The following is a 20577-nucleotide window of genomic DNA, read 5'->3' as shown; positions in this document are numbered from 1 at the left end:
TCAAGTTTGGGAGCAAGCGCGGTTGGGCGCAACTAACGAAGCAGGGGCGGCCGATCAGGCGACGCCCCCGGCCACCAAGGTCGTCACCCGGTTCGCGCCATCGCCGACCGGGTTCCTGCACATCGGCGGCGCGCGCACCGCGCTGTTCAACTGGCTCTACGCCCGCCATCACGGCGGCGATTTCCTGCTGCGCATCGAGGATACCGATCGCGCGCGCTCGACCCAGCCGGCGATCGACGCGATCCTCGATTCGATGATGTGGCTCGGGCTCGATTGGGACGGCGACGCCGTGTATCAGTTCGCCCGCGCGGCGCGTCATGCCGAGGTCGCCAAGCAGCTGCTCGCCAGCGGCAATGCGTACAAATGCTATGCCACGCCCGAAGAACTGACCGTTTTGCGCGAGTCCCAGAAGGCCGCCAAACAGCCGATGCGCTATGACGGTCGCTGGCGCGACCGCCCGGATAGCGACGCCCCGCAAGGCGCGCCGTTCGTCGTCCGCATCAAGGCACCGAAAAACGGCGCGACCACGATCGACGACAAGGTTCAGGGCGCGGTCACCGTGCAGAATGCCGAGCTCGACGATTTCGTCTTGCTCCGGTCGGATGGCACGCCGACCTATATGCTCGCGGTCGTCGTCGACGATCACGACATGGGCGTTACCCACGTCATCCGCGGCGACGATCACCTCAACAACGCCTTCCGCCAACTGGCCGTGATCCGCGGCATGGGCTGGCCCGAGCCGATCTACGCCCACATCCCGCTGATCCACGGCACCGACGGCGCCAAGCTCAGCAAGCGCCACGGCGCGGTTGGGGTCGATTCGTATCGCGACGGACTCGGCATCCTGCCCGAGGCATTGGACAACTACCTGCTCAGGCTCGGTTGGGGGCACGGCGACGACGAGGTCATCAGCCGCGAACAGGCGATTGCGTGGTTCGACCTTTCCGGCGTCGGCAAATCGCCGTCGCGCTTCGATCTCAAGAAGCTCGAAAACCTCAACGGCCATTACATGCGGGAGTCGGATGACGCCCGTCTCGCGGCGCTCGTCGCGGGCAAGTTGGGCTTCGTGCCTTCGCAGGCGCAGCACGATCTGATCGTCCGTGCGATGCCGTCGCTGAAACCCCGCGCGGCCAATCTCAACGAGCTGACCGCCGCCACCGCCTTCCTGTTTGCGGTACGGCCGCTTGAAATCGACCCCGCCGCCGCCGATCTGCTGAAGGGTGAGGCTTCCGTCATTCTCGCAACCGCACACAGCGCGCTTGACGCGCTGGACGGCTGGGATACGGAGAAACTCGAAGACGCGGTTCGGCAGGTCGCCGAGCAATCCGGGGTCAAGCTCGGCCAGGTCGCACAGCCCCTCCGGGCTGCGCTGACGGGCAAGAAGACCTCGCCGGGGATTTTCGACGTGCTCGTATTGCTCGGGCGTGAGGAAAGCCTCGGCCGGATCGCCGATCACATGAACGCCTGAACGGGCTACGAGAAAAGGACGTAGTATGAGCGAGACCGCAAAGCTGAGCGTCGGCGGCAAGGAAATCGAAAGCGCCGTCCTGTCGGGCACCGTCGGGCCGGACGTGATCGACATCCGCAAACTCTATGCCCAGACCGGCAAGTTCACCTACGATCCGGGCTTCACGTCCACCGCTTCGTGCGATTCGGCGATCACCTATATCGACGGTGACGAAGGCGTGCTGCTGCATCGCGGCTATCCGATCGGCCAGCTCGCCGAGGATTCCAGCTTCATGGAGGTCAGCTACCTCCTTTTGAACGGCGAACTGCCGTCGAAGGACGAGCTGGACACGTTCAGCCACACGATCAGCCGCCACACGATGCTGCACGAACAACTCGCGACCTTCTATCGCGGCTTCCGGCGCGATGCGCATCCGATGGCGATCATGTGCGGCGTCGTCGGCGCGCTGTCGGCCTTCTACCACGATTCGACCGACATCACCGATCCGCAGCAGCGCATGATCGCCAGCCACCGCCTGATCGCCAAGATGCCGACGATCGCGGCGATGGCGTATAAATATTCGACCGGTCAGCCGTTCCTCTATCCGGACAATTCGCTCAGCTACACCGGCAACTTCCTGCGCATGACCTTCGGCGTCCCGGCCGAGCCCTATGTGGTGAACCCGATCGTCGAGAAGGCGATGGACCGCATCTTCATCCTGCACGCCGATCACGAACAGAACGCCTCGACCTCGACCGTGCGTCTCGCCGGTTCGTCAGGCGCGAATCCGTTCGCCTGCATCGCGGCGGGTATCGCCTGTCTGTGGGGTCCGGCGCATGGCGGCGCCAACGAAGCCGCGCTCAACATGCTGCGCGAGATCGGCACGGTCGACCGGATTCCGGAATTCATCGCCCGCGCCAAGGACAAGAACGATCCGTTCCGCCTGATGGGCTTCGGCCACCGCGTCTATAAGAATTACGATCCCCGCGCGACCGTGATGCAGCAAACCGTGCGCGAGGTGCTCGGCGAACTCGGTGTCACCGATCCCGTGTTCGACGTCGCGCTGAAGCTCGAGGAAATGGCGCTCAGCGATCCCTATTTCATTGAAAAGAAGCTGTTTCCCAACGTCGATTTCTACTCCGGCGTAATCCTCTCGGCGATCGGATTCCCGACCACCATGTTCACGGCCCTGTTCGCACTCGCCCGCACCGTTGGCTGGGTCGCTCAGTGGAACGAGATGATCGCCGATCCGGAGCAGAAGATCGGTCGTCCGCGCCAGCTCTACACCGGCCCGACGCAGCGGGATTACGTCCCCGTGGACAAGCGCTGACATGCCCTTCACCCGCATCCTCGTCCTGGTTGTCGGCGTCGTCGCGGTGGCGATGGGACTGTTGTGGGTCGGACAAGGCCTTGGCTATGTGCACTGGCCGGCCAAGGGCAATTTCATGCTCGATCAGCGCGAATGGGCCGTCAAGGGCGCCCTGCTCGCGTTGCTCGGCGTGATCGCGATCTGGTGGTCGCGCCGGCGCTGAGATAGACTAAGGTCCAAACGGTCGCTGCCTGCCCGGCCCGCTCCGGGCCGGCAGGTCCTTGCGCGCCAACCATATTTAGTGCGCTACAGGTTACAATCTGCCAATATCCGCACCGGAAGGCGGCTACCTGATCATGTCCAATCCCCGATCCAACGGCGTTCACCAGCGGCAGATCGTGCTGACCATTGCGATCGTTTTGCTCGCCTTGTGGATGGCGCTCGAATTCCTCACCCCGATCGCCTGGGCCGCGGTCCTCGCGATCGCCGAATGGCCGCTATATCGCCGCGCCATCAAGCGCTTTCCTCGACATCCCGGCACGATCGCGCTCGGCTTCACCCTGGCCACCGCATTGCTGGTCGTCCTGCCGCTCTCGCTCGCCGCAGTCACGCTGGCACAGGAAAGCGACGGCGCGATCGCCTGGCTGAAACACGCGCAACAGTTCGGCATCGCCGCTCCCTCATGGCTGCCCGGCATACCGCTGATCGGCGCGCGCGTGGCCACCTATTGGCAGGAGCATGTCGCCAACCCGCAGGCGGCCAATGCCCTGCTCGGCACGCTCAGCGCGGGATCGATCCTGGGCTGGACCCGCTCGATCGGCGGCGAGGTGGCACGCGAATCGGCACTGTTCCTGGTGACTTTGCTCGCCTTGGTTTCGCTGCTCGCCAGCGGCCGGACGATCGCCGTGAAGGCGCGCACGATCTTCATCGGCATGTTCGGCGCTTTCGGGGGAGAATTCCTGTCCCGAATGACCGGCGCGGTCCGGGCCACCGTCAATGGCACCATTCTCGTCTCCGTGGTCGAGGGCGGCATCATCGGCATCGGCTACGCCGTCGCCGGCGTGCCCCAGCCTCTGCTGTTCGCCACCTTCACGGTCATTCTCGCGCTGATCCCGTTCGGCGCGTGGCTGATCTTCGGCCTCGCCAGCCTGATCCTGCTCTCGACCGGGCATGTCCTCGCGGGCGCCGTGCTCTTCGCGTTCGGGGCGACGGTCATGACGATCGGCGACAATGTCGTGCAGCCTTCGGTGATCGGCAGCGCGGTCGAATTACCGTTCCTGCTGGCGATGATCGGCGCGTTCGGCGGGCTGGCCGAGTTGGGATTGGTCGGGCTGTTCGTCGGCCCGGTGATCATGGCCGCCCTGCTGCTGGTCCTGCAGGAATGGCTCGAACCGGCTAAGCCCGAGCAGGCGCCCCGTACGGCAGCGTGAACACGAACCGCGCGCCCTGCCCCGGCGCGCTGTCTAGGGTAATGTCCCCGCCCATCGCCCGCGCCAAGCGCCGGGCGATGTACAGGCCCAGCCCGTTGCCGCCCGGCTCGCGTGCATCGACGCGCTCGAACTTCTCGAAGATCCGTTCCTGATCCTCGATCGCGATGCCCTTGCCCTGATCGGCGACGATCACCGCCGCCACCTCGCCCTCGCGTTCGGTGCGGATCCACACCATTCCGCCCTCGGGCGAATAGCGCACCGCGTTGCCGATCAGGTTGACCAGCACCTGCAACGCGCGACGGAATTCGCCGGTCGCAAGCAATGCATCCTCCGGTGCCGGCTTGTCGATCCGCACGCTGGCCTCGCCCGCGCGCAACCCCAGAAGGCCGGCGGCGCGGCGCGACACGTCGGCCAGGTCGATCGCTTCGGAAGCGACGGTGAAATCGGGTCGCTCGATCGCCTGCAGATCGACCAGATCATCGACCAGCCCCATCAGATGCCGGCCGGCACTGGCGATGTCGGCAGCGTAATCGGCATAGTCCTGCCGTAGCGGGCCTTCCGACTGCGCATTGATGCTGTCGGCATTGGCGATGATCCGCCCGAGTGGAAAGCGCAGGGCCGCATCGAGCCGTGCGGCGAAATCGCCCGACAGTGCCTCGACGATCCCGGCCGCCGGTTCGGACCGGGTCGGTTGCGGTGCGATCATATGCACCGCGCCGACAAAGCCGGCGAATACGCCCATTCGGTCGGTGCGCGGCGTCGCCGCGAGCCGCACGGCCTGCCCGGTCGGCCGCAGCGTCGCGCGCTGGTCGTCGAACCGCTGTCGCATCGCGAGCCCGCCGAGGATCGGGAACGCTCCTTCCTTGTCCTCGCCGAGCGCGAAGAGGCCGGTCAGCGGCTTGCCGAGCATCTCGTCGACGTCGAAACCATGACGCGCGCCCGCGCCCGCCGACAGGAACGTCAGACGCAACGATGCGTCCGATTCCCACAGCCAATCCGCGCCGCTGCGCAGGAAATCCGTGTCGCGTTCATCGTCCGACGCGCCTGGCCGCCAGGCCGCTCGCAGCCGCCAGCCGGTGATCTCCAGCCGCACGCCCTGTGCCGTCGGATCGGCCTTCACCCACAGGTCCACATCGCCGTCGCCGTCTCCGGCCACCACGGCGCGCGAGATAAGGATGCCCAGCCGCTGCGCCAGCCGTGAGAGCGTCGCGATCTGTGGGATCGCGACCGCCTGGCCGATCGCTCCGCCGGCGCGTGCGTTCAATTCGTTCAGGCGTTGCTCCGCTTCAACCAACCGCCCCTGCGGGTCGATCAGTCCACGCACCGGCGGCAGGCCGGGATCGACCACGTTCACCCGCGCCGACCCCGCGCCGTAGCGCGGCCGCGAGTCAGCGCCGACAGCGCGGCGCGATAATCCGGATGCAGTTTCAACGGGGCCAACGCCGCCCGCGCACGATCGGCGGGTATTGCGGCGATATCGTCGAGCGCATCGGCAAAGTCCTCCAGGTCACGACGTGGATCGGCCTCGCACAAGGCCAGTCCGATCCGCGCGATCGCCTGACGATCGATCTCCAGCGCGCGCAGTACCAGCCACAAACGTCCGGCATCCGCATCGCTGACGATATCGCGCCCCTGTTCGTAATCCAGACCCACCGCATGCGACAACACGCCAATGAACAAAGCGATCCGCCGATCGCCGAGCGCCTCGACCAATACGGCCGGCAACTCCTGCGGGCTGGCCTCATAGGCGACCGCAAGCCGCATCGCCGCCGCCTCCAGTCGATCGCCTTCGTCGTGCGCCGCCAGGCTGCGGACCGCGGCTTCGGCCAGCGCCCGGTCTAGGATCGTCGGGTCGGCCTGGGCAAGATCCTCGCCCCGCGTCTCGCACCGCTCTCGCAGCGCCGCCGCCACCCACCAGACGAGCCGGTGGTGCAGCTCGGCCGGCAGATCGGTCTGCATCGCGCCTTCGATCGAGCCACGCCGGCGACTTTCCGCCGCGAACAACGCGGTCGCCGCACCGGCGACCACCGAATCGCCGTGATTGGCGAGGCGGGTCAATAGGCTGGGGGCATCCAGTTCGGCCGGGCTGGCGGCGGGCAAGGCGTCGCCGATCACGTCCTGACGCACCCGCGCGATCAACTCGCGCATCATCTCGCTATCGCGCAACAGCCCGGCGGCGACCAGCCGGTCGAGCACCGAGACCGGATTGCCGGTCAGCCGAAGCGCCAGTTCGGGTTCGGCGCGCGCGACGAGCAGTCGCCCGGCATGCTGGGTCAGCGCACCTTCGACGCCCGCAACCAGAGCCGTCAGCGCCGCCGCGATACCGCCACGCATCCGATCGTCGAGCCGAGCATCGTCGGGCAGGAAGAAATCGTCGATCGCTGCCGCCAGCCGCAGATGCGCGCGCTCGTCCGCCGCCGCCGCGCGCGCGATCAGCAGGTCGGCCCGCTTCAGGGGTCCATCATCCGGGTCGCGAACTTCTGTCGACATGACGCCCGGTCTAGGCGGTTGTCGTTAAAACCAGACTAAGGCTTTTCGCGAATGCTCTCGATCGCGGCTGATAGCGTGACGGTGGCGTATAGCGCTGCCGCCGCCAAGGCGATCAGTGGCAGGCCGGTCGCAACGAACGGCAGGATCGTCAGCAGGTACGCGACCGGACTGCCCCACCAGCGTCGCCGCACACCCGCGCCCGCCGCCCGTTCGATCAGCATAGCCGCCACGACCAGCGCGATCGCCAGGGTCCAGCCGGTCGCCGTGCCTTGCGCGACACTCGTGACGTGCCCGATCAGTAAGGCCGACAATGCTGCCACTCCGGGAATCGCGGCCGTCTGGAACCGCGCCAGCGGTTCCTCGTCGCGCAGCCACGCCAGCGCGGAGCCGATCGTGAACGCCAGGCTCGCCACGATCGCCAGGAGCACGCCGCCCCAGCTCAGCCCGAACAGGATTGCCGCCAGCGCCGCCAGCCCCAGGACAACGCCCGCCGCGCACACCGCCCAACTCGGCACGACCCGCGCCATCAATAGCGGCAGCGCCAGCCGCGCCAGCGGAGCGAGGATATAGCGGTCCGCCCACACCAGGGGCTTCGAGACCAGAGCGGCGAGAATGACGTTGCCGCGCTCGGCCAGGGTGCGCGAGTCGCGCTCGATGCCATGCGCCCCGCCCGCCGTGCCGGGCAGCAATGCGATATGCCGTGCCCGCGCCTGCGCCGCAACCCGCAACAGGGTCGACTGGAAATCGTAATCCTTCGGCATCGCCGCCACTTCGGCGATCCGCTTCGCCTCCAGCCGCGCCAGCCCCGCCCACGCGGTTTCCGAACCGACCCGCTCGAACCCGGGAGACGCATCGCGATCGGACACGGTGAGCAGCGCATCGCCGCCATCCTCGGCCATCACCGCCATCACGTCGCTGGTCGTGACCAACCCGTCCGCCACCACCAGAACGCGCGCAAGCGGATGCAACTTCTCCGCCGCCTCGGTCGCCGTTCGCACGACATCCACCGACGCTCCACGCCGCCCGATCCGCGCGATCGCGCCGAGAAGTTCGGGCGTCAGCCGCGCGACCACCACGATCACCTGGCTTACGCCTGCCGATACCAACAGCCGCGCCTGAAACTCGATCAGCGTCAGCCCGCCGAACGGCAGCGTCGCCGCCAGCATGCCCGGCCGGTCATCGGCATCGTCGGTCGCGAAAATCAGTCCAGCCAGCATGGCGGCGGGTGTTAGGCGGTCGTGCGGCGATTGGCAAAGGCCGGGTTGATCGCCCCGGACGGAGGCTAGAGCCGCTCCACCGCGCGCTTCAGTCTCTTCAGCACGCCGACATCCTGCGCCGGCGCATTCGCGGCCTCGGTCGCCAGCGCCATCAGCCGGACCGCGCCGAAACTCGCCGCAAGCCCCTTCAGCCGCGCGGCGGCGGCCTGCCAGTGATCGTCACCCTGCGCGGCCTCCAGGCCTTCGAGCCCACGCCGCACGCTCTCAAGAAACGCGCCGCGCAGTTCCGCGATCAGCGCGGGTTCGTCGCCCACCGCCGCCGCCAGGGCCGCATCGATTGCACCGGGATCATAAGCCATCCAACATTCCTCACGGCCGATCTCTTAATGCCCCATCCCTTAATTCGAAGTTTCGCTATTCGCTTCCTTGTCCGACGATTCATGGTAAACGGTGGGGATGAACGGGGGTTCTCGCATCGTCGATTTCAGATCCGACCGGTCGGATGCTTTGCCGGAGGACGACGAACTGCTGCTGGAACATCTTGGCGAGCCTGAAGACGCCGCACCCTCGCCCGCCCCCGCCAGATACGATGTCGAGATGATTGATCACTACGAATCCTCCAGCTGGACCGGTTTGATCCTGCCGATCCTGGGCGGCTTGGTCTCGTTTGGCTGGATCGGTGGCGCGCTGTATTTTGCCTGGCCGACGCTCGACAACAGCACGCCGATCGCGTTGGCCGGCTTCATCGCCACCTTATGCGTCCCGCCGGCACTGATCGGCATCCTGCTGCTGCTCTCGCTCCGAACCAGCACGGCGGAAGCGCGCCGGTTCGGCAGGACCGCCCAGGCGATGCGCGCGGAGGCTGCCAGCCTAGAGCGTACCGTGGCGATGCTTTCGGAAACCATCGACGCGAACCGCGCACGGCTCGCCGAGCAGGTCACGACACTGCTGGCGCTGGGGGATGGCGCTGCTGGCCGACTCGCCACGATCGGTACCGGTCTGGCCGATCAGGTCACGGCCACCGACGCCCATGCCCGCACGCTGGCGGAAGCCGCCGCCGCCGCACACGCCAAGCTCGAAGTGCTTACCGCCATACTGCCGCGCGCGCACAAGGAAACCGGCGACCTCGCCCAGTCGCTGGAGGCGACCGGCCTGTCCGCCGCCTCCCACGCCGCCGCGCTGGACGCACAATTGTCCGCACTTGCCGAACGTGGTCGCGAGGCGGACAATCTCGCCAGCGGAGCGGCGCAGCGCCTTGCCGCTCACATCACGCGCATGGAGGCGACCGGCGAGACGGCCGGTGCACGTCTCGAACAGGTCACCGGCCAGATGTCGGATGCGGTCGACGGTCTGCTCGGCCGCACCGCCGATGCCGTGGACGAAGCGCGCAAGGGCATCGCCGCGCAGGGCGAGGCGATGCTGGCGATGCTCGGCACCAATCAGGCCGCCCTGGACCGGGTCGGCCATGACAGCGCCGAGGCGCTGTCCACGCGCATCGCCGCGATCGAATCGCTGATCGACCGCATCGCCGACCGGTTAAGCGACCAGCGCACCGCCAGCGACGCGATCATCCACGAGCTCGACAGCGGCATCACCCGGGTCTCGGGCCGCCTCGACGCGCTGCACGGCCAGGGCATCGATCGCACGCAGACGCTTGCCGCGTCGATCAGCGCGCTCGGCGGCTCGGCCGATGCGATGACCGAGGCGCTGAAGACCGGCGATGACATGGCGCGCAACACGATCAACACGACCGAACATCTGCTCGTCGCGCTCGATGCGGCCGCGCGCGAGATCGACGAGACCCTGCCCGATGCGCTCGCCCGCCTCGACGACCGCATCGCCGGCAGCCGTCGCGTGGTCAGCGACGCCAAACCCGAACTGCTCGCACTCGTCACCGCGGCGGAAAGCACGCACGACGCGATCGAGGCGATCGCACAGGTCATTTCCGGCCAGCGCGACGTACTCGACAAGCTTTCCGGCACGATGATCGCCACGCTCAACAACGGCCGGATCAAGGCCGACGAGATCGGCCAGATGGTCGACGAGACGATCGGACGTACCAATCTGTTCGCCGAGGAAGCCGCGCCGCGTCTCGTCGAGGCCTTGCTCCGCGTTCGCGACACCGCCAGCGCCGCTGCCGATCGCGCCCGCGAAACCATGGCCAGCGTCATTCCCGAAGCGGCGGATGCATTGGAAGCGGCCAGCGCCGCCGCGATGCGCCGCGCGACCGAAGGCGCCGTCGATCAGCAGATCACCGCGATCGCCCGCGCCGCCGACGATGCCGTCCTTGCCGCCGCGCGTGCGTCGGATCGCCTTACCCAGCAGATGCTGGCGATCGCCGATTCGACCGCGTTGGTCGAAAGTCGTTTCGAGGAGGAGCGCGCCGAACGCGAGAATTCAGACAAGGATTCGCTCGCCAAGCGCGTGTCGCTCCTGATCGAGGCGCTCAATTCGGCCTCGATCGACATCACCAAATCCTTCTCCGCCGAAGTCACCGACAGCGCGTGGGCCGCCTATCTAAAGGGCGATCGCGGCGTCTTCACGCGCCGCGCGGTGCGCCTAATCGACACTGGCGAGGCCCGTGACATCGTCCGCCTCTACGATGACGACATGGCCTTCCGCGAGCAGGTCAATCGCTACATCCACGATTTCGAAGCGATGCTCCGCACGATCCTCGCCCAGCGTGACGGCTCCCCGCTTGGCGTGACGTTGCTGTCGTCGGACATGGGCAAGCTCTACGTCGCCCTCGCGCAAGCGATCGAGCGCCTGCGAACGTAACCCCTACGAACTGCCGTCATCTTGATGCAGGTCAGGATCCATCGTGCGGCAAGGCCAAGACCACCGGTTCAACTACCAGGATCACCGCTCGCCTGCCTACCTCACCTCGAAACGACGGAATGTGCGGCACGATAGATGCTGAAACAAGTTCAGCATGACGGCAGCTTTGTTATTCCGAAGAGTACGTGAAACGCCCAATCACTCCGCCGGCAAGATCCGGTCGATGATCTGCGGCGTGATCCAACCATAGATATAATTAAGCTGGAACAGCACGAACAACACCGTCGCCACCACCGTCACACGCAACGCGATGCGTCCGGCGCGAAACTCGTGCGGCGCGCTTTCGGCTTGCCCCGGCACGCGCGCCGCCCCGGCCTCGTCCGCCGTTCGAACTCCGAACGGCAGGACGAGGAACACGGAGAGCGACCAGAACAGGAAGTAGATCGCCAGCGCGGAGGTCCACTTCATCATGTCCGTCAGGCCTCAATCAGCAGCACGTCGACGATCGGCTTCTTGCCGGTCCAGCGCGTCGCGACACGACGCACCGCGAGCCGCAGCGATTCACGCAGCTTGGCGCGGTCACGCCCGCCCTGCCGCACCGCCTGGATCAGCGCATCGGTCGCTTCGTCGATAAACGGATCGCGGTCTTCCTCGACCGGTATGCCCTGCAACCGCACCTGCGGCTCGCCGATCAGGCGACCACCCTTGTCGATCGCCACCGCGACGGAAATCTGTCCGTTCACCGCCAGCTTGCGCCGTTCGTTGATCGTCTGGCCGTCGCCCGGCAAGATCACGTCGCCATCGAGCACCAGCCGCCCGAACTGCGCGTTGCCGATCTTGACCGGGTCGCCCGGTGCCAGTCGCACGATATCGCCGTTGGTCTGCACCAGCGCGCGCGGCACGCCCTCGGACAGGCCATAACGCGCCTGCTCCATCAGGTGCCGCATCTCGCCATGCACCGGGATCAGCACTTGCGGCCGCATCCAGCGATACATCTGCGCCAGTTCCGGCCGCCCCGGATGGCCCGACACGTGGACATGCGCCTGACGATCGGTGACCATCACCACGCCCTTCGCCGCCAGCTTGTTCTGGATCAGGCCGATCGCGACCTCGTTGCCCGGAATCTGCTTCGACGAGAAGATCACCGTGTCGCCCGCATCGAGCGAGATCGGATGCGATCCGGCCGCGACCCGACCGAGCGCCGCGCGCTCCTCGCCCTGCCCGCCCGTCGCGATCACCAGCAGCTTGTTTGCCGGCAGCCGCATTGCCGCCTCGGGATCGATCGTCTCGGGGAAATCCTTCAGATACCCGGTCGCCTTCGCAACCTTCAGGATGCGATCGAGCGAGCGCCCCGCGACGCACAATTTGCGCCCCGTCTCGCGCGCCACTTCGCCCAGCGTGTGCAGCCGTGCGGCATTCGATGCGAACGACGTCACCAGCACGCGGCCACGCGCCTTCGCCACCGTCTCCATCAATCCGATCCGGACGTCCGCTTCGGACCCCGAAGCCTCGGTGTTGAACACGTTGGTCGAATCGCACACCAGCGCCAAAATGCCGCTATCGCCGATCGCACTGAGCCGCGCCGGCGTGGCCGGGCTGCCGACCTGCGGCGAGTCGTCCAGCTTCCAGTCGCCGGTGTGGAAGATGCGGCCATACGGCGTATCGATCAGCAGCGCGCTCGGCTCCGGAATCGAATGCGCCATCGGCACGAAGGTGAAGTGGAACGGCCCCAGGTCGAAGCTCTCGCCCACCGGAATGGTCTTCAGCTTGACGCGAGCGGCATTGCCTTCCTCGTCCAGCTTCCCACGGATCAGCCCAGCGGTGAACGGCGTGGCATAGAGCGGCACGCCGAGATCCTCGGCGAGATACGGCAGCGCGCCGATATGATCCTCATGCCCGTGCGTCAGCACGATACCGACCAGATCGTCGAGCCGCTCTTCGATGAAGGACAGATCGGGCAGGATCAGATCTATACCGGGATATTGCGGATCGGCGAACGTCACGCCGCAATCCACCATCACCCACTTGCCGTCGCACCCGTACAGGTTGACGTTCATGCCGATTTCGCCGGAGCCGCCGAGCGCGACGTAAAGGAGTTCTTTCTTTGGATTAGTCACTATTGTCTTTCTTATTCAGCCGTTTGATCGCATCTTGGCGGACGGCGGGTGGTGCGCGGTAAGGCGCGATTGATCTCGTTGAGGAAGAGCGGGGCGCCGCAACCAAGGGCGCGCACTCGAAACTCTTAAGCGTCTATATGGGCGCGATCCCACAGCATCGCCAGCCCCTGAATGGTCAGGTCGCTTTCGATGACGTCGAAAACATCGGTCTGCTTCTCGAACAAGGTGGCGAGCCCGCCGGTCGCGATCACCTTCACCGGGCGGCCGACCTCGGCCTTCATCCGCGCGACCAGCCCCTCGATCATCGCGACATAGCCCCAATAGATGCCGATATGCATCTGGCTCACCGTGTCCCGCCCGATCACGCTGGTGCCGGCCGGCGCCTCGATCGCGATGCGCGGCAGCTTGGCGGCGGCGGTGACCAGCGCGTCGAGCGACAGGTTGATGCCGGGTGCGATAATACCGCCTTTATAAGCGCCGGAATAATCGACCACGTCGAACGTCGTCGCGGTGCCGAAATCGATCACGATCAGGTCGCCGGGATGCAGCGCGTGCGCCGCGATCATCGTGACGGCGCGATCCGCCCCGACCGACCGCGGTTCGTCGACGTCCAGTGCCATGCCCCATTCGACCGGTGGCTCTCCGGCGATCAGCGGTTCGCCCCCGAAATACTTGCGTGCGAGCACCTGCAGATTGTGGAGCGCGCGCGGCACCACCGTGGCGATGATCACGCCGGTGACGTCGTTGCGATCATAGCCTTCCAGGCTGAGCAACTGGCTCAACCAGACGGCATATTCGTCGGCCGTCCGGCGCGGATCGGTCGCGATGCGCCAGCGCGCCTTGATCGTCCCCATTTCCAGCAGGGCGAACACGACATTGGTATTTCCGGCATCGATCGCGAGAAGCATCGGGACTAGTTCCTCACCGTTCGTGTCGAGCGCAGTCGGGACACGGAAGTTGGGCGCTCCGGAACAGTTTCTCGACTACGTTCCAAACGGACGGAGGCGGGAGTCATATCAGGAACACATCGGCGGCGTGAATGACACGCGCAGTGCCATCCGCCAAGCGCAGGATCAGCGCTCCGTCCGCGTCGAGGCCTTGGAAGAGCCCTTCCACCGCGCTGCCATCGGGCAGATGCGCGGTCAACGCGGTCCCCAGGGGGTGCGCCCGCTCCAGCCAGCGGCCGCGCACCGGGGCGATCCCCTCGCCCCGCCAACGCGCCAGCCACCGCGCGAAGCTTTCGGCCAGCGTTTCCAGAAACTCGGCGGCTTCCGGCGTCACGCCCTGCGCCGCCAGGTTCGTCGTCCGACGCTCTAGTCCTGCGGGATGATGCGCCAGATTGACGCCGATGCCGATCACCACCGCGTCATCGGCGCGTTCCAGCAGGATACCGGAGACTTTCGCGCCATCGATCAGCAGATCGTTCGGCCATTTGAGCGCCGCCCGCGCGGGCAGATAGACCGACACCGTCTCCTCAACCGCCACCGCCGCGACCAGCGCAAGCGTCGCCGCCTGTGGATCGGTCACCCGCAGCCGCACCAATGTGCTGGCGCTCAAGTTTCCGACCGGCGAAACCCACGTCCGCCCCTGTCGCCCACGCCCGCTCGACTGCCGCTCGGCACGCAGCCACAGGCCTTCGGCCACCCCGCTACGCGCGAGCGCCAGCATGTCGGCATTGGTCGATCCCGTCTCCGCGACGGTGCGAATATTGCTCAGAACAGCGACTGTGCCGCGCTCAGCGTCAACACGCCCAGCGGCGCGAGCAGCACCCACCCGATCGGCGACACGAACACCGCCGCCGCCGCGATCAGGCCGCCCTCGACCACGCTGCCACCGCGCTCGAATTCCGGTGCCGGATCGTCGAAATACATCACCTTCACGATGCGCAGGTAATAATAGGCCCCGATCACCGACGCGACGAAGCCCGCCACCGCCAGCGGATACAGCCCGCCATCGACGGCCGCCTTGAACACCGCCAGCTTCGCGTTGAACCCGAGCAGCGGCGGAATTCCGGCGAGCGAGAACATGAAGATCGCCAGCGCCGCCGCCAGACCGGGACGCGTCTGCGACAGGCCGGACAGGCTCGCGATCGTCTCGACCGGTTGCCCGCTGGCATCGCGCATCTGCAACACCACCAGGAAACTGCCCAAAGTCACCACGACATAAACGGTGAGATAGAACAGCACCGAGGCAACCCCGGCTTCCGTGCCCGCGGCAAGGCCGACCAGCAGGAAGCCGACATTGTTGATCGACGAATAGGCCAGCAGGCGCTTGATATTGCTCTGTCCGATCGCTGCGACCGCACCCAGGATGATCGAGGCCAGAGCGGCGAAGATCACGATCTGCCGCCAGGCATCGGTCGCCGGGCCCATTGCCTCGATCGCCACGCGCACCGCCATCGCCATCGCCGCGACCTTGGGCGCGCTGGCGAAGAACGCCGTCACCGGCGTCGGCGCGCCCTCATAGACGTCGGGCGTCCACATATGGAACGGCACGGCGCTGATCTTGAACGCCAGACCGGCGAACACGAACACCAGCCCGAACGTCAGGCCGAGCGACTTGCTGCCGGCATAGGCCGCCGAGATCTGGTCGAAGATCGTCGAACCGCTGAACCCATAGATCAGCGAGATGCCGTAGAGCAGGATGCCGCTCGCCAGCGCACCGAGTACGAAATATTTAAGGCCGGCTTCGGCCGAGCGCGTATCGCGCCGCATGAAGCTCGCCAGCACGTACGCCGCGAGGCTCTGCAGTTCGAGGCCGACATACAAGGTCAGCAGGTCGCCCGCCGACACCATCATGCCCATGCCTGCGGCCGAGAGCAGGATCAGCACCGGATATTCTGGTCGCAGATCGTCGCCCGCGGTACGTTCGAAGAAGCGTGGCGCCATGATGATCGCGACCGCGGCCGCGATGTAGATCAGCACCTTAGCGAACGCGCCGAACGCATCGGCATGATACAGTCCGTCGAACGCCAGGCCGCCATGCGAGCTGGGGCCGACAAGCGCGATCCCCGCCCCCGCCAGCACCGCGACGGCAGTCCATGAAACGGCCTTGGTCGACGCCTGGCCACCCCAGGCGGAAACCAGCATCAGTGCCAGCGCGCCGAGCGCCAGCACGACCTCCGGCAGGGTCAACAACAGGTTGGCGGACGTGCTCATTGATGATCCCCGGCATGTTCCCCGGCATGCGCGGGCATGACCGCCGGTGCCTTTCCAATCGTCGGCTTGCTGTCCCCGGCCGGCGCGGCCCGCGCCACGCGAGCGACCAAGGCCGAAACGTCCCCGCGCATCGGTGCCATGAAGCTCTCCGGATAGACGCCCATCCACAGGATCACCGCGGCGATCGGTGCCAGCAACGCGATCTCGCGCAACGACAGGTCCGGCATCGCCTTCACGTCGTCCTTCACCAGATCGCCGAACACCACGCGGCGGTACAGATAGAGCATGTACGCCGCACCCAGGATGATGCCGGTCGTGCACAGCAACGCCGCCCAGGTCGATACCTTGTAAGTGCCCATCAGCGACAGGAACTCACCGACGAACCCGCTCGTCCCCGGCAGGCCGATCGACGCCATCGTGAACAGCAGGAAGAACAGGGCATAGCGCGGCATGTTGATCGCCAGCCCGCCGTAGCGATCGATCTCGCGCGTGTGCAGCCGGTCGTAGATCACGCCGACACACAGGAACAGGGCGCCCGACGCCAGACCATGCGACAGCATGACCATCATCGCGCCCTCGATGCCCTGCTGGTTGAACGCGAACAGCCCGATCGTCACGATCGCCATGTGCGCGACGGACGAATAGGCGATCAGCTTCTTCATGTCCGACTGCACCAGCGCGACGAGCGAGGTGTAGATCACCGCCACCGCCGACAGCGTCAGCACCAGCCACGTCAGCTCCGCGCTCGCCTCCGGAAACATCGGCAGCGAGAAACGCAGGAAACCGTATCCGCCGAGCTTCAGCAGCACGCCGGCCAGGATCACCGACCCCGCCGTCGGTGCCTGAACGTGCGCGTCGGGGAGCCAGGTGTGGACGGGCCACATCGGCATCTTCACCGCGAACGAGGCGAAGAAGGCGAGCCACAGCCAGACTTGCGCATGCGCCGGGAAATCGGTGTTCATCAGCGTCGGGATGTCGCTCGTGCCCGCCGCATTCACCATCCACAGCATTGCGACCAGCATCAGCACCGATCCGAGCAGCGTGTAGAGGAAGAATTTGTAGCTCGCGTAGATCCGGTTCGCCCCGCCCCAGATGCCGATGATCAGATACATCGGGATCAGGCCGGCTTCGAAGAAGATGTAGAACAGGAACAGATCCTGCGCCGCGAACGTGCCGATCATCAGCACTTCGGTCAGCAGGAACGCCGCCATATATTCCGGCACGCGCTTGGTGATCGCGACCCAGCTGGCCCCGATGCAGATCGGCATCAGGAACACGCTGAGCATGATCAGCAGCAGCGCGAAGCCGTCGATGCCGAGCTTCCAGTCGAACACGCCGAGCGACCCCGCATGTTCGACGAACTGCCATTGCGGGCCGCCGATATCGAACTGCGTCCACAGTCCGATGCCGAGCACGAAATCCACCAACGTCGCCGCCAGCGCCAGCCACCGCGCGGTGTTCGCCGACACGAACAGGCACGCCACCGCCGCGACCGCGGGGATTGCCAGCATCACGCTCAGGATGGGAAAGCCGCTCACAATCCCACCGCTCATTGGGAAATCGCCCAGGTAATCGCGGCGGTCAGGCCGATCAGCATGACGAACGCATAGCTATAGAGATACCCCGTTTGCACCCTGGCGGTGACGCGCGTGCCCTGTTGCACCAGCCACGCCGAGCCGTTCGGCCCGAAGCGATCGATCGTCTTCTCGTCGCCACGGTGCCAGAAGAACCGTCCGATCGCGAACGCCGGGCGCACGAAGATCAGGTGATACAGCTCGTCGAAATACCATTTGTGCAGCAGGAAATCGTAGATCACGCTGAACTGCGCGGCGAGCTTCGCCGGGAAGCCCGGGTTGCGGATATACGCCATCCACGCGGTCCACAGGCCGAGCAGCATCGCGATCGTCGCGCTCAGCTTGATCGCCGTCGGCACGCCATGCATTTCGTGCATCAGATGCTCGCGGAACGCGATGGCGTTATGCCAGAACCGCTCGCCCGCTTCGGGTTCGATGAAGAAGCCGTGGAACGCGAAGCCGGCCGCGATCGCACCGATCGACAGGACGACCAGCGGGATCAGCATCGGCAGCGGGCTTTCGTGCGGATGATAGCCCCCCGTCCCTTCCGGCATGTCATGCGCGTCGGCATCGTGCGTGTGGGGATGCGCGGTCGTATCCTCGATCGACTGGTCGTCGTGATCGTCATGATGATGGCCGTGACCATGCGCATCGTGGATCGCATGCTGGATATGCTCCGACTGCGCCCAGCGCGGCGCGCCGTAGAAGGTCAGGAACATCACACGCCACGAATAGAAGCTCGTCAGCAACGCGACCAGCACGCCGACAAACCAAACGCCAGGCTGGCCCGCCGCCCAGGCACCCTCGATGATCGCGTCCTTCGAATGGAAGCCGGCGAAGCCGATCGCCAGATGGTTGCCGAACACCGCCGGCAGGCCGACGCCGGTGATCGCCAGCGTCCCCGCCATCATCGCCCAGAACGTCACCGGAATGCTTTTCCGCAGGCCGCCATAATAGCGCATGTCCTGTTCGTGATGCATCGCATGGATCACCGATCCGGCACCGAGGAACAGCAGCGCCTTGAAGAAAGCGTGCGTGAACAGGTGGAACATCGCCGCACCGTACGCGCCGACGCCCGCCGCGAAGAACATGTAGCCGAGCTGCGAGCAGGTCGAATAGGCGATCACGCGCTTGATATCGGTCTGCACCAGGCCGCAGGTCGCGGCGAACAGGCACGTCGCCGCACCCACCGTCGTCACCACGCCCAAGGCGACCGGGCTCGTTTCGAACATCGGCGACAGGCGGCAGACCATGAAGACGCCCGCCGTGACCATCGTCGCGGCGTGGATCAGCGCCGACACCGGCGTCGGGCCTTCCATCGCGTCCGGCAACCATGTGTGCAGGCCAAGCTGTGCCGATTTGCCCATCGCACCGACGAACAGCAGCAGGCACAGCACCGTCATCGTATCGAAGCGGTGCCCGAGGAATCCGATCGTCGATCCGGCCATGCCTGGCGCGGCGGCCAGGATCTCGGGGATCGAAACGGTGCCGAACACCAGGAACGTGCCGAAGATGCCGAGCATGAAACCCAGATCGCCGACGCGGTTGACGACGAACGCCTTGATCGCCGCGGCATTGGCGCTCGGCTTCTTGAACCAGAACCCGATCAGCAGATAGCTGGCGAGGCCGACGCCTTCCCAGCCGAAGAACATCTGCACGAGGTTGTTGGCCGTCACCAGCATCAGCATCGCGAAGGTGAACAGCGACAGATACGCGAAGAAGCGCGGCTGGCTGTCGTCCTCCGACATATAGCCCCAGCTGTAGAGGTGGACGAGCGCCGAGACGCTGGTCACCACGACCAGCATCACCGCGGTCAGCGAATCCACCTTCAGCGCCCAGGACACGTTCATGTCGCCGGAATGGATGAAGTGCAGCACCGGCACGACATAGGCCTCGGCGCTACCGCCGATGAACGAGAGGAAGATCGGCCAGCTGAGCGCGCACGACGCGAACAGCGCGCCGGTGGTGATCACCTTGGACGGCACCAGCCCGATCACGTTGCGGCCCAGGCCCGCGACGATCGCGGCCAGCAGCGGCAGGAAGACGACGAAGAGGATCGCGTTCACTACTCGATCACCCCTTCATCCGGTTGACGTCGTCGACCGAGATGGTCCCGCGCCCACGGAAATAGATCACCAGGATGGCGAGGCCGATCGCCGCCTCGCCCGCCGCGACGGTCAGCACGAACATCGCGAACACCTGTCCGACCAGATCGTGCAGATAGCTGGAGAAAGCGACGAAGTTCAGGTTCACGCTGAGCAGGATCAGCTCGACCGCCATCAGCATGACGATCAGGTTCTTGCGGTTGGCGATGATGCCCACCACGCCCAGCGCGAACAGGATCGCCGCGACGACCAGATAGTGCGTCAAACCGATCACGTGCGAAGCACTCCGCTGAACCGTACGTCCTGAGCCTGTCGAAGGATCACAATTCCACCCCCTGGCCGACGCCCGGCTGCGTGTTGCGGGTCGCATCCTGCGGACGGCGCGCGACCTGACGCGCGATATTCTGACCGCGCACCCCGCCGCGCTCGCGGTGCGTCAGCACGATCGCCCCGATCATCGCCACCAGCAAAACGAGCCCCGCGCCCTCGAACACGAACAGATAGCGCGTGTAGAGCAACTGCCCGATCGCCTCGATATTCGGCACCGCGTTGTCGATCACCGCCGCGCGCCGCGACAGTTGCAACCCGCCCGCGCTCCACGCGCCGAACGCGATCATGATCTCCGCCGCCAGCGCGATCGCCAGCACCAGGCCGATCGCCGCATAGCGCGCGAAGCCCTGCCGCAATTCGGCGAAATCGATGTTCAGCATCATCACGACGAACAGGAACAGCACCGCGACCGCACCGACATAGACGATCACCAGCAGCATCGCGATGAACTCGGCGCCGACCAGCACCATGAGTCCGGCGGCGTTGAAGAAGGCCAGGATCAGCCACAGCACGGCATGCACCGGGTTGCGCGCCGTAATGGTCAGCGCACCCGACACGATCACCATCGCGGCGAAGAGGTAGAAGGCTATGGCTTGGATCACGGAATCTGTGTGCCCCTCGG

Annotated in this window: 18 protein-coding genes; 5 read left to right on the top strand and 13 right to left on the bottom strand. The window is 66.0% G+C overall.

Annotated features, from left to right (window positions below):
* Window positions 1–22: 22 nt before the first annotated feature.
* The 4 genes from gltX to ASG11_RS10465 all read left to right on the top strand — a co-directional run bounded on the left by gltX (window position 23) and on the right by ASG11_RS10465 (window position 4186).
* On the top strand, window positions 23–1468 hold the full coding sequence (gene gltX, locus ASG11_RS10480; RefSeq protein ID WP_055778713.1) for a glutamate--tRNA ligase: 1446 nt from the start codon (window positions 23–25) through the stop codon (window positions 1466–1468).
* 25 nt (window positions 1469–1493) lie between these two features.
* Entirely contained in the window at window positions 1494–2777 is a 1284-nt protein-coding gene (locus tag ASG11_RS10475; RefSeq protein WP_055778709.1) for a citrate synthase, read from the top strand.
* Between the two features lies 1 nt (window position 2778).
* Window positions 2779–2979: a hypothetical protein gene (locus ASG11_RS10470; protein ID WP_055778707.1), complete on the top strand. Its 201-nt coding sequence runs from the start codon at window positions 2779–2781 to the stop codon at window positions 2977–2979.
* A 133-nt stretch (window positions 2980–3112) separates the two neighbouring features.
* Window positions 3113–4186, top strand: coding sequence for an AI-2E family transporter (locus tag ASG11_RS10465; protein WP_055778703.1), 1074 nt, complete (start codon window positions 3113–3115; stop codon window positions 4184–4186).
* Here the strand turns inward: ASG11_RS10465 and ASG11_RS10460 are convergent.
* The 4 genes from ASG11_RS10460 to ASG11_RS10445 all read right to left on the bottom strand — a co-directional run bounded on the left by ASG11_RS10460 (window position 4152) and on the right by ASG11_RS10445 (window position 8252).
* Entirely contained in the window at window positions 4152–5540 is a 1389-nt protein-coding gene (locus ASG11_RS10460; RefSeq protein ID WP_055778701.1) for a sensor histidine kinase, read from the bottom strand. The genes ASG11_RS10465 and ASG11_RS10460 overlap by 35 nt on opposite strands.
* On the bottom strand, window positions 5537–6676 hold the full coding sequence (locus tag ASG11_RS10455; protein WP_055778698.1) for a DUF2336 domain-containing protein: 1140 nt from the start codon (window positions 6674–6676) through the stop codon (window positions 5537–5539). Before ASG11_RS10455 ends, ASG11_RS10460 begins: the two co-directional genes overlap by 4 nt.
* Window positions 6677–6711: 35 nt before the next feature.
* Window positions 6712–7893, bottom strand: coding sequence for a hypothetical protein (locus ASG11_RS10450; protein ID WP_055778696.1), 1182 nt, complete (start codon window positions 7891–7893; stop codon window positions 6712–6714).
* 65 nt (window positions 7894–7958) lie between these two features.
* Window positions 7959–8252 (bottom strand): Hpt domain-containing protein, encoded by a 294-nt coding sequence (locus ASG11_RS10445; protein WP_055778693.1) that lies wholly within the window; start codon window positions 8250–8252, stop codon window positions 7959–7961.
* A gap of 97 nt (window positions 8253–8349) precedes the next feature.
* Here ASG11_RS10445 and ASG11_RS10440 point away from each other — a divergent pair, with 97 nt between their 5' ends.
* Entirely contained in the window at window positions 8350–10671 is a 2322-nt protein-coding gene (locus tag ASG11_RS10440) for a hypothetical protein (protein WP_082472706.1), read from the top strand.
* A gap of 198 nt (window positions 10672–10869) precedes the next feature.
* Here ASG11_RS10440 and ASG11_RS10435 read toward each other — a convergent pair whose 3' ends face one another.
* The 9 genes from ASG11_RS10435 to ASG11_RS10395 form a co-directional block, all read right to left on the bottom strand.
* Window positions 10870–11139: a DUF1467 family protein gene (locus tag ASG11_RS10435; protein ID WP_055780701.1), complete on the bottom strand. Its 270-nt coding sequence runs from the start codon at window positions 11137–11139 to the stop codon at window positions 10870–10872.
* Between the two features lie 8 nt (window positions 11140–11147).
* Entirely contained in the window at window positions 11148–12728 is a 1581-nt protein-coding gene (locus tag ASG11_RS10430) for a ribonuclease J (RefSeq protein ID WP_055780698.1), read from the bottom strand.
* 185 nt (window positions 12729–12913) lie between these two features.
* Window positions 12914–13696 (bottom strand): type III pantothenate kinase, encoded by a 783-nt coding sequence (locus tag ASG11_RS10425; RefSeq protein WP_055778691.1) that lies wholly within the window; start codon window positions 13694–13696, stop codon window positions 12914–12916.
* 103 nt (window positions 13697–13799) lie between these two features.
* Window positions 13800–14495, bottom strand: a complete 696-nt coding sequence (locus ASG11_RS10420) for a biotin--[acetyl-CoA-carboxylase] ligase (protein ID WP_156363799.1) — start codon at window positions 14493–14495, stop codon at window positions 13800–13802.
* A 5-nt stretch (window positions 14496–14500) separates the two neighbouring features.
* Window positions 14501–15946, bottom strand: a complete 1446-nt coding sequence (gene nuoN / locus ASG11_RS10415) for an NADH-quinone oxidoreductase subunit NuoN (RefSeq protein WP_055778685.1) — start codon at window positions 15944–15946, stop codon at window positions 14501–14503.
* A complete protein-coding gene (locus ASG11_RS10410; protein WP_055780695.1) occupies window positions 15943–17484 on the bottom strand; it encodes an NADH-quinone oxidoreductase subunit M in 1542 nt (513 codons plus the stop codon). Before ASG11_RS10410 ends, nuoN begins: the two co-directional genes overlap by 4 nt.
* A gap of 11 nt (window positions 17485–17495) precedes the next feature.
* Window positions 17496–19586 (bottom strand): NADH-quinone oxidoreductase subunit L, encoded by a 2091-nt coding sequence (gene nuoL / locus ASG11_RS10405; RefSeq protein WP_055778682.1) that lies wholly within the window; start codon window positions 19584–19586, stop codon window positions 17496–17498.
* A gap of 7 nt (window positions 19587–19593) precedes the next feature.
* Window positions 19594–19899 (bottom strand): NADH-quinone oxidoreductase subunit NuoK, encoded by a 306-nt coding sequence (nuoK, locus tag ASG11_RS10400; protein ID WP_055778679.1) that lies wholly within the window; start codon window positions 19897–19899, stop codon window positions 19594–19596.
* Between the two features lie 46 nt (window positions 19900–19945).
* The gene (locus ASG11_RS10395; protein ID WP_055778675.1) at window positions 19946–20557 is read right to left on the bottom strand and encodes an NADH-quinone oxidoreductase subunit J; all 612 of its coding nucleotides are present in this window, start codon (window positions 20555–20557) and stop codon (window positions 19946–19948) included.
* Between the last annotated feature and the right edge of the window lie 20 nt (window positions 20558–20577).

The organism is Sphingomonas sp. Leaf357 (assembly GCF_001423845.1).
Classification (GTDB): domain Bacteria; phylum Pseudomonadota; class Alphaproteobacteria; order Sphingomonadales; family Sphingomonadaceae; genus Sphingomonas.
The sequence above is the reverse complement of the archived record's forward strand: the minus strand, read 5'-3'. Positions and strand labels throughout refer to the sequence as shown.